The following is a 14,422-nucleotide window of genomic DNA, read 5'->3' as shown; positions in this document are numbered from 1 at the left end:
GGCCCCATCCTCGCATCACGCGCTGGTCCCGGCCTCGGCGACCTCGGGCGCGGCCGCGCGCACGCGGGTCGCCAGCACCGTGCCGACGAGGGCCACCGCCGTCGCCGACCCGGCGGCCGCGGCGGGCCCGATGTGGTCGAGCAGCCACCCGGCGGTGGGCAGCGCCAGCGCCGCGCCCGCCGTGCCGGCCATGGACATCCAGCCGAACGCCTCCGCCTTGCGGCCGTCCGGGGCCAGGTCGCCGATCCGCGCGTTGTTCGCGGCGATCGCGGGCGCGATGGCCAGGCCGCCGACCACCAGCACCGCGCCGAGCAGCCACGGCGACGACGGGACCATGACAGGTGGCAGCACGGGGATCAGCGCGGCCATGCCCGCCGTCAGCATCGCCATCCGCAGCGGGAAGTTGGTCCGGCCGACCAAACCCCCGACGACCAGCCCGCCCAGCACCGACCCGACACCCCACACGGCCGTCAGCACCCCGGCCATCGCGGGCCGCCCGAGGTCGCGGGCCCACGCGATGATCAGCATGTCGACGGTCACCAGCGGCATCACCACGCAGACCGCCGCGACCAGCACGAGCACGAGGCTGCCGTCCTTGAGCAGCGACCGGCCGCTGTGCTGCCCCGTCGGGGGCACCGGCTGGTCCAGCCCGGCCCGGCGCAGCGCGAGCAGGAACCCGAACGTGCCCGCCACGGCCAGCACGCCGCACGCCCAGATCGCGGTGCGCGGGCTGGCGAACGCGACCAGCGTCGCGGCCGTCATCGGCCCGACGATGTACATGGCCTCCTGGAGCGACGCCTCCACCGTGTAGACGGCCTGCTGCACCGGACCCGCGGCCATCCTCGGGTAGCTCGCCCTGGTCAGCTGGGTCACCGGCGGCGTGCACAGGCCCGTGAGGAACGCGACCACCACGGCCACCGGCCACGCGCCCGACGGCAGGATCGTCGGCAGCAGCCCGAGCAGCGCGATGCCCGCGCCGTACAGGCCTCCCGCCACCGCCAGCAGCCTGCTCGCGGGCGCCCGGTCCGCCGCCCGGCCGCGCACCGGACCCGCGACACCCAGCCCGAGCGTCAGCGCGCCGCCGACCACACCCGCCAGGGCGTACGACCCGGTCCACCCCGCCACCAGGAACGACAGGGCGAGCGGGGTGCCGGTCAGGTGCACCCGCCCCACCATCGACCAGATCAGCACGGAGATCAGGTGGGGGACTTCGGCCAGTTGGCGGTAGGGGCGCAGCACAGTCCTACTCTGCCGGGGACCACCCCCGAAGTGGTGCCGAGTTTTTCTGGACGCCGACGGGAACCCGACGCGCTTCTCCAGCGTCAGGAACCGAAGACGACGTGAGCGAGGGGAACGGCCGTGACCGATCCGAGTGGCCGCAGGGCGGAGCTCGAGGCGCGCAACGCCGCCATGCGCGAGCAGGTGGACTCGCTCATGTCCGAGTTGCACCGCAAGACAGCCGAGATGCGCGAGGCGCAGGCCAAGGCGATGGCGATCACCGCCAGCGCCACCTCGCGGGACGGCAGCGTCACGGCGAGGGTGGACTCCTCGGGGGCGTTGACGTCGCTGGAGTTCTCGCCGAACGCCTTCGAGCGCTCGACGCCGGACAAGCTGGCGCGCGTGGCGACCGAGACGGTCGTCGAGGCCATCGCGAAGTCCCGCACCGAGCTCAACGAGGTGCTGACCGACGCGCAGCAGGGGTCGAGCATCGACCTCTCCGAGATGCTCCCCGGCGTGCCGTCGCTGGCCGACCTGATCCCGCCGGTCCCCCCGGTGCCGCAGCCCGCCTCGCAGGCGCCGCAGCGCGGCAGGCGACCGGCCGACGACGAAGAAGAGGGCGGCAGCGTCATGGACAGGGGTGGCTGGTGACCGGCGGCGGCTTCGAGGTGGACGTCCAGGGCCTCCGCCAGGGCGGGACCCAGTTCAGCTCCGCCGCCGACGCCCTCGGCAGCGTGTTCCAGGCGCTCGACTCCGCGCTCAGCGGTGAAGGCCAGTGCTGGGGAGGCGACGAGTCCGGGCAGACCTTCGCCAAGGAGTACGTGCCCAACGCGAAGGCCACGGCGGACGCGTTCAAGAACCTGACCACGGCGCTCGGCGACATCCGCACGGGCATCGACCAGTCCGCCGACGCGTACGAGGGCTCCGACCAGGGCAACTCCGCGGGCATTTCCAAGACTTACTGAGGGGCACCGGGTGGGCATCGAAATCCCGAGCGAGGTCACCTGGCTCTTCCCGATCGTGGTCGGGCAGAGCTGGCCGGAGGGCGACGAGACCGCCCTGCGCCGGATGGCCGACGCGTACCGCGCCGCCGCCGAGGGCGTGCAGGGCGTCATCGACCAGGGCAACGGCGCGGCGAGCACCGTCGTCGGCAGCCAGGTCGGCGCGTCGGCGAAGGCGTTCGAGGACTACTGGAAGAAGTTCTCCGACGGCGACGAGTCCTACCTGCCCAAGATCAAGAAGATCTGCGAGCAGCTCGCGGAGAGCTGCGACGGCACCGCGCTCGAGGTCGAGTACACCAAGCTGTCGATCATCGCGTCGCTGATCGCGCTGGCCATCGAGATCGCCGCGCTGATCGCCGCCGCGTTCGCCACGTTCGGCACGGCCTCGGCGGGCATCCCGATCGCCCAGCAGGCCACCCGGCTCATCGTCCAGTTCACGTTCCGCCAGCTGATCATCGCGATCCTCAAGGAGGTCGCGATCTCGGTGGGCATCGACGCGGCCATCCAGGGCATCCAGGTGCTCAGCGGCGAGCGCAAGGACTGGGACTGGGGCAAGACCGGCCAGGCCGCCGTCAGCGGCGCCGTGTCCGGTCTCGTCGGCGGCGTGTCCGGCGGCGTCAAGTTCACCGGCGGCGGCATGGCGGGCCAGGTCGCCGTCGGCGCCACCCGCGGCGCGGTCGAGGGCGCGGTCAGCTCCGTCGGCACGTCCGTCGCGATGGGGCAGGACATCAGCGCCAAGGACGTGCTGCTCGGCGCGACGTCCGGCGCGGTCTCCGGCGGCATCGGCGGTGCCAAGGAGGGCTACACCGTCGAGGCCCCGCACGTGAACCCCGGCGGTCCGGGCGGGCCGCCCGATCTCGGCCCTGGCACCGGCGGTGGTCCGCCGGACCTGGGTCCCAGCGGCGGCAACGGCGCCGGTCCTGGCTCTGGTCCTGGCTCCGGCACTGGTCCTGGCTCCGGCACTGGTCCTGGCAACGGCGCTGGTCCTGGCACCGGTTCCGGCAACGGCGCGGGCCCTGACAACGGCGCGGGCCCCGGCGGCGGTCCGGCTCCCACGACCCCGTCGACCGGCGGTTCGGGCGCCCCGGACGCCCCCACGCCGACCCGTCCGCACACCGACACCACGAACACCTCGACCGTCGCGGCCCCTCCGGCCCCGACCCCGCACGTCCCGACCACCGGCGGCCCCGCCCCGGACCGCGCCCCCGCGGGCGCCCCGGCACCCGCGATGGCACCCACCGGCTTCTCCGGCGGCTCGGCACCCGGCGGCTCCCCGTCCGGAGGTTCCCCGTCCGGCGGCTCGACCCCGTCGACGGTCACCAGCAGGCTCGGCGCCCCCACCGCTCCCGCAGGCGGCTCGTCCAGCGCCCCGAGCCCGGCGCCCAGCGGCTCCCACAGCACTTCCGGTGGCGGCAGCTCACCCAGCAGTTCACCCAGCTCCACAGGCGGCCCGACCCCCGGCTCCACACCCGGTGGCAGCACTCCTGGCAGCAGCACTCCTGGTGGGACCGCCGGCAGCGGTTCGCACAGCGCCACCGGAGCCGGCCCGACTCCCGGCTCCCACAGCACTCCCGGCTCCGCGCCTGGCGGCAGCGCGCCGTCCTCGACTCCCGGCGGTCCGGCTCCCGCGGGCGCACACAGCCAGACCCCTGGCGGAGCACCGGTTTCCGGCGGTCCGGCCGGGTCGCACGCCGCGAGCGGAACCCCGACGGCGGGCGGTGTGCCCGCTGGCGCACACGCCGCCGGAGGCCCCGGCTCCACACCCGGCAGCTCGAACGCCCTCGGCGCGCACACCGCCGGTTCCACCCCCGGCGGCGCACCTGCCGCCCATTCGGCCCCCGGTGGCCCGTCGGCGGCGCATCCGACCGCGGGCGGTTCGCCGCTGGGTGGCTCGAACGCCCCCGGCGCGCACGCCGCCGGTCCCACCCCCGGTGGCCCGTCGGCCGCCCACCCGACCGCGGGCGGCCCGACTCCGGGCGGCTCCAACCCCGGCGGGTTCAGCGCTCCCGGCTCCACCCCCGGCGGTTCGCACAGCTCGACCCCCGGCTCTCACAACGCCCCCAGTTCGACGCCTGGCACGCACAGCACTCCGGGTTCGACTCCTGGTGGTTCGCACCCGTCTGCGGGTGGTCCGAGCACGACTCCCGGCGGCTTCAGCTCGCCGGGTTCCACGCCCGGCACGCACAGCACTCCAGGCTCGACTCCCGGCGGCTCGCACCCGTCCGCAGGTGGCCCGAGCACGACTCCTGGCGGGTTCAGTTCGCCCGGCTCGACGCCCGGCGCGCACAGCACTCCCGGTTCGACTCCTGGTGGTTCGCACCCGTCCGCAGGTGGCCCGAGCACGACCCCCGGCGGGTTCAGTTCGCCGGGCTCGACCCCCGGCACCCACAGCACCCCCAGCCCCGCTCCCGGCGGTTCCCACAGCCCCGCCGGCGACAGCCACGCACCCGTCAGCTCGCACCCGGCGGCCAGCCCCGCGCCGAGCGGGTTCGCCCCCGCGCCCAGTGCCGTCCACACCACCCCCGCTGGCGGTCCGGCGGCCGGTCACCCAGTCGAGCACGCACCGTCGCAGTCGCCCGCTGGCCAGCCCGCCGGTGGGTTCGTGCCGCCGCCCGCCGGTGGCGCGCCCCAGGCCGGTGGTCCGGCGGGTGGGCGTGGTCCGGCGATGTCCGGTGGCCTGTTCACCGAGCCTGCCGCGACCCCCGTCCAGTCCACGAGGCCCGCGCACAGCGTCGACTCGGTCGGCGCGAGTTCGGTGACGTCCGCGCCGCCCGCCGCCTTCCACGACGCGGTCCCGACCCACACGACCCGGGAGCCCCGCTCCGCACCCGCTCCGCAGCCCGGCGGCTTCGGCCCGCAGCAACCCGGTTTCGGCCCCCAGCCCGGCGGTGCCCAGCCCGGCGGCGCCGCCCCGCAGCACGCCGCTCCCCAACACGCCGCCCCGCAGCAGACGGGCCCGGCGAACACCCGCCCCGACCCTGCCCCCACGGCCCGCAACACCCCGTCGGAAGCCCCCTCGCGCCCCGCGGACACCAGTCCCGGCCGAGACCCGCGCACCCCCGGCACGCCGGACGGCCGCGTCCCCGACGCCCGCACCCCGCTCCACGAAGCCCCCCAGCCCCGCACCGAGGCCCAGCCGCAGCACCAGGCCCCCCAGCACCCGACCCCGGACGCGACCCCGCCCCACACCCCGAACCCGGACGGCAGCTCGCCGGTCTCCAGCCACCAGTGGCCCCAGGAGATGCCGCCCGCCAGCCGCGGCGCGGACCCCGACCCGACCCCGGCGGACCCCGCCGCGGGCCCCACAGCGGACCCGGCCGTCGACCCCCACAAGAACGCCTGGGGCAACCCGGCGGGCGTCGTCCCCGGCTTCTCCCAGGACGGCCCGTACGTCCCGGTGCACGAGAGCACCGGGCCGACCGACCGCGAGGTCGGCACGTACGACCAGCGGGTCGCGGCGATCGTCGAGCCGACCTACCAGCCCTACGGCCCGCACGGCTCGTTCGACGAGTTCATGCGGCACCACACCACCGACGGCACCGTCAACGGGCCCGTCGACTGGCCGCCGAACCAGGGCGCCGTGGGTGCCCGCGTGATCGTGGAGCTGCCCGCGGGCACGGTCCTCGACCGGTTCGGCAGCCCGCAGGGCGACTTCCTGTCACCGCTGCGGCCGGACGGCCAGCCCTACGGCTACGGCGAGCGCGCGATCCTGCCGGACAGCATGGGCAAGGGCTACCACGTCTACGTGCTCGACCAGCCCATGATGGTCGAGCTGGCCACCGTGGCACCCGCGTTCGACCAGCCCGGCGGGGCGCGCCAGCTCCAGCCGGTGTTCGACCCGAGCCTCGCCGACGCCACCGGCCGGGTGAACCTGGACAGCCTGCGCGACAACGGCGTGCTGCACGAGGTGCCCGCGCCGCCGCCGGACGGCCGCGTCCTGCCGCCGGACTTCGGCACGCACGCCGCCGACGGCACGGTCCTCAAGCCCGACACGGCGACCGTCGCGGACGCCCACGCGGGCGCCTTCGACGACCACACCCCGACCGCGGACCCGACCCACGACCCCGCGGCGACCCACGACCCGACCACGCCGCACGACCCCACCGCGAACCCGACCACCGACCCCGCGGCCACCCACGACACCACCACGCCGACGACCGACGGCCCGGTCCCGCTCGGCGACGTCTCCCCGCGCGTCGACCAGGCCATCCGCACCAGCCAGGCCACCCCGGCAGGCGTCGCGCTGCACAGCGACCCGCGGCTCCAGGAGCTGTCCTCGCGCATCCCGGCGGGCGGCGACCACGCCGTGCTGGACGTGCACACCGCCGGTGACGGCGTCCGGATCGGCGACACGCACTACACCCGCGCCGAACTGGTCGAGCTGATCAACAACCACCCGGACCTCGCGGGCAGGCCGATCATGTTCGTCGGCTGCGACGCGGGCACGGGCGGCGAGAACAGCCTGGCCGCGCACGTGGCCCGCGAGACCGGCCAGCAGGTGATCGCGCCGGACAGCCTGGCCTGGTCCGACGGCAACGGCAACGTCTACTCCAGCGCGCCGGACGCCTCCGGCCACCCGCGGATCCCACCGGACGGCGGCTGGCACGCGTTCGAGCCGGACGGCACGAGCGCGCCGGTCGGCGAGAACGGCCTGCCGCCCGGCCACACCCCGACGGGCGACCTGGCCGACACGATCGACTCCGCGCACCGCGGTGACACCGACCGGTCGACCCAGCCGCAGGTCCAGACGCCGTGGACCGAGCCGACCACCTCGCACGAGCAGACCGTGCGGATGAGCGAGGGCCAGTCGCTGTTCGACGGCCGCGAGCTGCCGGCGGACACGAGCATCCGGGTCCTCGACGAGAACGGGCAGCTGCGCTCGACCGTCCACGTGGACGCCGAGGGCGCCGTCAGCGTCGACGCCATCGCGCCGAACACCCGCGACGGCGTGAACCCCGAGATCGCCCACCCGCACCCGGACGCGGACTACCGCGTGCGGGTCGGCAACCACAACGACGTTTTCGTAGCGGGCGACGACGGCACCCCGCTCCAGCAGACCGACCGGGTCAGGATCGGCGGCCAGACCGTCGAGGTCGACCGGCCCGTCACGATCACCGAGCCGCCCGCCCCCGCGAACGGCGAGCGCACGATCGGCCGCGGCGACCCGCTGGCGCCGAGGCCGGGCGAGGCGTTCACCGCGCGCGCCGACCTGCCGCCGAACACCCGCTTCGACGTCACCGACACCGAGGGTCACCACCGCGGCACCGTCCAGACCGACGGCGACGGCAGGCCCGCCTGGGTCGCCACGCCCGAACGGCTCGGCGACGCCCCGAACCCCGAGCTGGCGAACCCGGTCCCCGGCGCGAACTACAACGTCGACCGCGGTCCGCTGTTCCAGGAGTTCTCCACCGACGCGCAGGGCCGCCCCGAACCGGGCGTGACCTACGAGCGGCCGGTGGCGCAGCACCAGGTCGTCGTCACCGACCTGCCGCAGAACCGGCCGCTCACCGAGCACGACGGGCAGCCGCTGGCCTCGGACACCGAGTACGTCGTCACCGACGGCGACCGCGTGCGCGGCCGGGTGTTCGTCGACGACACCGGCCTGAACCACGTCGAGACCGAGTCCGGCCAGCGCGGCCGCACCAGCAGCGAGCTGGCGCGCGCGCCGCAGGGCGCGGACGTCACCGCCGACGGGTACTACGGCACGGACGCGGCGGCCACGCCGGTCTGGCCCGAGCCCGCCAACGGCGAGGTCCGGCTCACCCAGACCACCGAACTGGACGCCGGGGGCGACAAGGTCAAGGTCGTCCACGTCGAGGGCGACACCTCGGGGTGGACGCCGGAGCAGCGCGCCGCCGTCGAACGGCCCTACGCGCAGAACGACCCGTTCGTCGCCCGCGACCTGCCGCCGGGCACCCGGTTCGTCCTCGCCGACGAGCGCGGCCCGTACAGCACGGTCCAGAGCGGCGAGGACGGCGCGGTCTCGCACGTGCACGCCCCGCTGCCGTTCAGCGCCGAGATGAACAACCCGCGGCCGACGACGGTGTACGACGTGGACAGCGGCCGCTGGAGGTTCCTGACCGACGACCGGGCCAACACGATCGCCACCAGCGGCGTCCCGGAGTACGGCGGCGGCACGGAGCTGCGCCGCGACACCCAGGCGCAGACCGACGCGGGCGCGCTCGCGGGCAAGCTGCCGGACAACCGGAACATCGCCGACGGCGGCCACCACCAGGGCAAGGAGTCCGGCGGCCCCGGTGAGCTGGTCAACGTCTCCAGCCAGCAGCGCGACCAGAACATGGGCGGGCGGGAGCGGCCCGCGTTCGTGCGCGAGGACACCTGGTATCAAATGGAGCGGGACCGCGCCGAGCTGGTCGCGAACTCCGGCGGCACGATCGAGCTGGTCGACACGTTCGCGCTGCGCGAGCCAGGACAGGATCACCCGCACACTTACCAGACCCGGTGGCGCGAGACACTGCCGGACGGTCGCTTCAAGATCCATGTCAGGAGCTATCCGAATGACCACAACGCAGCCCTCTGGCCATCCGACTTCTGAGCCGGACGACCGCGAGGAAGAGCTGATGCAGCGGATCGGCGCCGTGCTGCTCGAAGTGGCACCCGAGGGGTGGCGTCGGATCGACCTGCTGGTGAAGCTCAACGCGAAGGTGCACGACTTCGAGCTGGCCGTGTACCTGGAGGACGGCGGGACCGCGGAGGTGATCCCGCACGAGGGGATCACCAAGCTGTTCGCCGAGCTGCGGCGGCTGGGGTACGCGCCCGGCCGGGGCACGTGGTTCGCCGCGCGCCTCACGCTGGACGCGCCCGGCAGGCTGGACATCTCCTACAACATGGACCACGACCCGCTGTGGGAGCCGCCGATCCCCGCCGAGTTCTGGGCGCGGGACCTGGAGGTCTTCCCCCGCGACGACGCGTTCGTCCCGGACTGGCTGCGCGCGAAGCTCGACGAAGCAGGCGACGAGGAGCAGAAGGCATGACGTCCACGCAGCCACGGCTGACCCCCGAGGACCAGAACGCGGTGCTCGGCTCGGTCACCACCCTGCTCATCCACCGCCTGCCCGGCGACTGGAGCCAGCTGTTCCTGGACTTCCGGGCGCTCGGCAGCCTCGTCGACGCCCAGGTGTCGGTCCTCAACATCTACGGCCAGTCCGTCGAGTGGACGTTGCCGGACGAGGCGCTGCCGTTCTTCCTCGAACTGCGCTCGGGCATGTACCGGGAGGGGATGGGCACCTGGTTCTCGGCGCGCTTCCACCTGGCGCACCCGAACGCGTACTCGATCGAGTACAACCGCGCCGAGGAACCCCGGTGGACGCACCGGCCCGCCGAGGAGTACTTCCAGGAGGACCTGGAGCTCTTCCCGCGCGACGAGGCCGAGATCCCGGACTGGGTCCGGACCGCGGGCAAGGCGGCGGACCACGGCCTGTACGAGGCCCCGGTGTTCGACGGCAGCGACGAGCAGGGCAGGCCCATCGCCCCGCGCCCCGCCGTGCACCCGCAGGACCGCGAGGACGTGCTGAAGTACCTGGAGGGCGCCCCCGTGGTGCTGGCCGCGCGCGGGTTCGGCGAGGACCTGCTCCAGCCCGGCGCCGAACCGGACGTGCCGCTGACCTTCCACACCGACGGCACCTGGGTGTGGTCGGGCGCGGTGCCGCACTACTTGCGCAAGCACCACGTGAACCCCGTGCCGCAGCTCGTGCGGCACATCCACGACAACGCCTACGCCGTGCCGCCGGTCGAGGAGGAGGCCCGGCAGGCCGCCACGCGGATCGCCACCGGCGCCGCCGAGTCGCTGCCGCTGCCGGAGTACCGGCCCCGCGAGATCGCCGACCACGACCGCGCGTCGCTGGAGCAGCTGCGGGCGCGGCTGGAGCACTTCGGCGTCCCCCCGGCCGAGTACGGGATCGTGGAGCCCAGGATGGACGCCCTCGTGATCGAGCCCGCGCCGGGCACCGACAGCGGGTGGCAGGTCCAGTTCTGGGACGAGAACCGCGGCCCGACCGGCAGGCCCGCGGTGTTCCCCAACGCGGCCGCCGCGGCCAAGACCATGCTCGGCACCCTGCTCTGGTCCCCGGAGCTCGACGCCGCGCGGGCCCGACCCGCCGCGGCCCCGCCCGTGCCCCCGCCCGCCCCGGCGCAGGCCCAGGCGCCCGCGCAGCCCGTGCCGGTGGCCGACATCCAGCCGATGCCGGACGAGCCGCCGCTGTCGCTGCTGCGCGACCGGTTGCCGGTCGTGCTGCCGCCGGGCGCGGAGGTCGACCGGTTCGGCGACGAGAACGGCAACCTCGTCTTCGCCGCCAGGACGATGTTCGGCAACCGCTCGCTCCCGCCGGACTGGCTCAACCGCCGCTACCACGTCTACCGCGCGCAGCGGCCGATCCCGGCGGTCGGCGGGATCGCGGTCCCGTGGTTCGGCCAACCGGGCGGCGGAACCGGGTACTTCCTGGTCACGTCGGTGCGCGACCTGCTCGCCGACGGCAGCCTGGTCGAGGTGGCCGAAGCCACGACGATCCCGCCCGTGCCGCAGGGGTAGTTTCCCGGATCTCGTTCGATGAGAGCCGCCTCAGGCCCGGCTGTCGCGAACACGGATCCGGGAAACAGGCCCTTGTGGTAGTTCGGTTTTCGCGTGCGCTCCGATCGGGTTATGGTCGGGCTCGGTGTGGTGCTCTGATCGGCCCAGCAGGGGGTCGTTCCGGTACGCGGAGTCGCGGGGGAAGATGTTGGTGTGTCCGAGCCGAAGCCGTTGAACCCGACAGAGCAGGACGCTCTGGTCAAGCAGATCGGGCTGACCCTGATGCGCGCCGCCCCCGAGGGCTGGCAGCACGTCATCGCGGACTACCGCGCGACCGGTCGCTACTTCGAGTTGTCCGCCGAGGTGCGGACGGCGGACGGGGGCGTGCAGGTGTGGGCGCCCCCGCAGGAGGTGCCCGCGCTGTTCGCGCGCCTGCGCGCAGGCATGCACCGCGAAGGCCGTGGCAGCTGGTCGAACGCCCGCTACCAGCTCGACCACCCGGCCAGCTACAACCTCGACTTCGACCGCACAGAGCCCAAGTGGCAGACACCGCCGCCGCCGCAGGCCTACGTCGACGAGATGCGGTTCTTCCCGCGCGCCGACGAGAACATCCCGGACTGGCTGCGCAAGTGGCTGCCCGCCGGGCAGGCGCCCGCGGTCCCGGCGCCGCCGCGCGGTTTCCGGACCGCGCGGGTCTTCGACGGCGCGGGAGCCGACGGCCGTCCGTCGGTCAACCGCCCGCCGGTCCCCGACCACGAGCGCGACCTGCTGCTGGGCTACCTGGACGGCGCGCCGGTCGCCGTGGTCGGCCGCGGCGGTTTCGACGCCGACGTGCTCGACCCGGAGGCCCCCGCGGTCGTGCCGGTCGCCTTCCAGACCGACGGCCACTGGATCTGGCCCGCCGCGGTCGGCTACTACCTGCGCGCCTACGGCATCCCGCCGGAGACCGAGCTGGTGGAGCGCGCCCGCGCGGCCGAGTTCCACCCGCCGGAGGTGCCGGAGGACGCCCGCGTCGGCGCCGCGGCGAACCTCGGAGCCCCCACGGCTCCGCGCGGCACGCCGCTGCCGAAGCCCGCCGTGCCCACCCCGTCCCCGACGCCGGAGCCGCAGGCCCCCGAGGCCACGACGTTCCTGGACACCCGCGCCCCCGAGTCCCGCTACGACTCGGACGCGACGCTCGCCGCGCCGCTGCCCGTGCTCGAAGGCGAGCCGGAACCCGAGGCGCGCACCGAGCCGGAAGCGGCCCCGGAGCCCGAGGCCCGCACCGAACCCGAGTCCTCCTTCCGGGCCGAGGACGACTTCTTCCCGGCACCGGGCGCGTCGTCGTCGGCGCAGTCCACCGCGGACTTCTACCCGGAGTCCGCCGCCAAGTCCGACCCGGTCTTCCAGCCCGCCGTCGACTTCACGCCGTCGGCCGAATCGGCCTCGGACTTCTACAACGACTCGGGCACGCGGCCCGAGTCGTCGTTCCGGACCGAGGAGCCCTTCTTCCCGGAGACGGCCGCGTCGCCCTCTTCTCCGTCGTCTTCGGAGCAGTCGGCCTCGGACTTCTACGCCGAGGCGGCGGCCAAGACGGACGCCGGGTTCAAGCCCACCCCGGACTTCTTCCCGGAACCGGTGCCGGAAACCGGGAGCAGGCCCGAGACCAGGTCCGAGCCTGAGTCCGACTTCCGCGAGCAGCCGCCGACGGTGTTCCAGCCGAAGCCGGACTTCGACGCGGAACCGGACTTCCAGGCCCCGCACACCGACGCGGAACCCGAACCCGAGCCCGCCGAGGACGCCGAACCGGAACTGCTCCGCGCCGACCCCGGCCCGGAGTTCCAGCCCGCGGACGACTTCGACGCCCAGCCGGTGTTCCGGCACGACCCGGAGCACACCTTCCGCTCCGAGCCCGCGGTGGAGGAGTCGAGCCACGACCACGAGCCCGACCCGGCGCTCAAGCCCGAGGACCAGCTGGTCGAGCCCAGGCCCGAGCCGATGCCGGTCGACGAGCCCGACACCTCGGACGTGGAGGACACAGCGACCCTGGTCGACCTCGTCGACCTGCGTCCCGCGGCGGCCGAGCCCGAGGAGGCGCCGGAGTTCGACCAGCGGCAGTTCGACGCCGCCCAGGACGGTCCGCCCTACCGGGTGCAGTTCGACTTCGACGAACCGACGCCCGTGCGCGACGACCGGTACCACCGCGACTCCTACGTCGACGGCATGGACCTGTTCGCGCCGAACCGCTACGAGAGCGCGGGCGTCGAGCAGGAAACGGGCGCCTGGAGCCCGTTCGGCTCAACCGGGGAACCGCTCGACGACGCGCTGCCGGTGGAACCGAAACCGGAACCGCTCCCCGTCGAAGACCCGGTCGTGGAACAACCAGCGCTCGTCGAGGCGGACCCCGTCGACGTCGTGCCGAAGTTCGAGGTCGAGCCAGACCCGAGGCACGCCGACGTCACCACCCGCTTCGAGGTGGACCAGGAAACCCAGTTCGACATCGAGCCGGTCGCGGAGCAGCCGCCCGCCGAGCCCGAGGTGCCGCGGCAGGTCACGCCGGAGGAGGAACGCGAGCTGTCCGGCGTCCGCCGGGCTCTCGACGACCTCGACGTGCCGCCCGCCGCGTACCGCATCGGTGAGCCCGCGGACCGCACGTGGGGCCTGCGCACCGAGGGCAACAGTTGGGTCGTCGCCTGGCACGACCACGGCCCGAAGAACCCGTCGCACTTCGACCGGCTCGAGGACGCGGCCGCCTACCTGATCGGCAAACTGGTCCTCACCGGCCGCCGCACCCCGCGCAGGCAGCCCCCGCCGCCCCAGCAGCCCATGCCGCACATGCGCCCCCCTCAGGGCCAGGGCCCACCCCCCGGCACCAACGGCTTCCGCGACGACGGCCGCCGCCCGGTCCTGCCACAACGCCCGACCGAGGCGCTCCAGGTCGCCCCGCTCCCGCGCCCGGAACAACCACGCCCGGAACCACTCCCCAGGGTCGAACAGCCACGCCCGGAACCCCTGCCCCGAGTGGAACCCCCCAGGCCCGAACCACTCCCCAGGGTCGAACAACCCCGACCCGAACCCCTGCCCGCCCAGCAAGCCACCCGCACCGACCTCCCACAACGCGCAGAGGCCCCGCAACGCACCGAGGCCCAACGCGCCGAGGCCGAAGCGGGCGGCAAGCGCGGCTGGCCGATCAAGCCGATGAACGGCGAGCCCCCGCTCACCCTCTTCCGGCACAAGAAGATGATCGAACTACCCGCCGGTTTCGAGGTCGACCGCTTCGGCGAACCAGCGGGCAACCTCGTCTACGCCGCAGGCACCCCCTTCGAAGAACGCTCCCTCGTCCCCTCCTGGATCAACCGCGCCTACCGCGTCTACCGCCTGCGCCGCACAGTCGAAGTGCTGACCGGCGTAGCCGTCCCCTGGTTCGAACAACCAGGCGGCGGCACCGCCTACCTGTTCCCGAACTCCGTAGAGGACATGGTCGCCGACGGCGCCCTCATCGAGGTCTCCCACCAGGAAGCGAAGAACCACTAGCAGTAAAACGACGAAGAAGGCCTCCTCACCCGACCAGATCGGTGAGGAGGCCTTTGTCGTTGTACACGCCTTGTCCAAAGGCGAAGCCCAGAATGCCTGGCCAACGCGCAGCGAGGTGCTCAGTCCGTCGCGGAGCGAGGGATCACTCGGGCACAGCCCGACA

Annotated in this window: 7 protein-coding genes; 6 read left to right on the top strand and 1 reads right to left on the bottom strand. The window is 74.1% G+C overall.

The annotated features are described in order from the left end of the window. Positions 1-15: 15 nt before the first annotated feature. Positions 16-1,239 carry an MFS transporter gene (locus tag RM788_RS21540; RefSeq protein ID WP_315933513.1) on the bottom strand — a complete coding sequence of 408 codons (1,224 nt, stop codon included), beginning with the start codon at positions 1,237-1,239 and terminating at the stop codon, positions 16-18. Positions 1,240-1,359: 120 nt separating this feature from the next. Here RM788_RS21540 and RM788_RS21535 point away from each other — a divergent pair, with 120 nt between their 5' ends. The 6 genes from RM788_RS21535 (at position 1,360) to RM788_RS21510 (ending at position 14,259) form a co-directional block, all read left to right on the top strand. Beyond that, entirely contained in the window at positions 1,360-1,869 is a 510-nt protein-coding gene (locus RM788_RS21535) for a YbaB/EbfC family nucleoid-associated protein (protein ID WP_315933512.1), read from the top strand. Further along, complete coding sequence (locus RM788_RS21530) at positions 1,866-2,183, top strand: WXG100 family type VII secretion target (protein WP_315933511.1); 318 nt, start codon at positions 1,866-1,868, stop codon at positions 2,181-2,183. Before RM788_RS21535 ends, RM788_RS21530 begins: the two co-directional genes overlap by 4 nt. Positions 2,184-2,193: 10 nt before the next feature. Beyond that, on the top strand, positions 2,194-8,775 hold the full coding sequence (locus tag RM788_RS21525; RefSeq protein WP_315933510.1) for a WXG100-like domain-containing protein: 6,582 nt from the start codon (positions 2,194-2,196) through the stop codon (positions 8,773-8,775). Then, a complete protein-coding gene (locus tag RM788_RS21520) occupies positions 8,738-9,214 on the top strand; it encodes a hypothetical protein (RefSeq protein WP_315933509.1) in 477 nt (158 codons plus the stop codon). Before RM788_RS21525 ends, RM788_RS21520 begins: the two co-directional genes overlap by 38 nt. Then, positions 9,211-10,767: a TNT domain-containing protein gene (locus RM788_RS21515; protein WP_315933508.1), complete on the top strand. Its 1,557-nt coding sequence runs from the start codon at positions 9,211-9,213 to the stop codon at positions 10,765-10,767. Before RM788_RS21520 ends, RM788_RS21515 begins: the two co-directional genes overlap by 4 nt. Before the next feature lie 192 nt (positions 10,768-10,959). Then, entirely contained in the window at positions 10,960-14,259 is a 3,300-nt protein-coding gene (locus tag RM788_RS21510; protein WP_315933507.1) for a TNT domain-containing protein, read from the top strand. Positions 14,260-14,422 lie beyond the last annotated feature (163 nt).

Source organism: Umezawaea sp. Da 62-37, assembly GCF_032460545.1.
In the GTDB taxonomy this organism is placed as follows: Bacteria; Actinomycetota; Actinomycetes; order Mycobacteriales; family Pseudonocardiaceae; genus Umezawaea.
Note: the sequence above shows the minus strand (reverse complement) of the source record. Positions and strands in the feature narration are given on the sequence as shown.

Bases quoted from the DNA above. Each gene is read 5' to 3' on its own strand.
- RM788_RS21520 (WP_315933509.1), top strand. From the start codon at position 8,738: ATGACCACAACGCAGCCCTCTGGCCATCCGACTTCTGAGCCGGACGAC.
- RM788_RS21515 (WP_315933508.1), top strand. From the start codon at position 9,211: ATGACGTCCACGCAGCCACGGCTGACCCCCGAGGACCAGAACGCGGTG.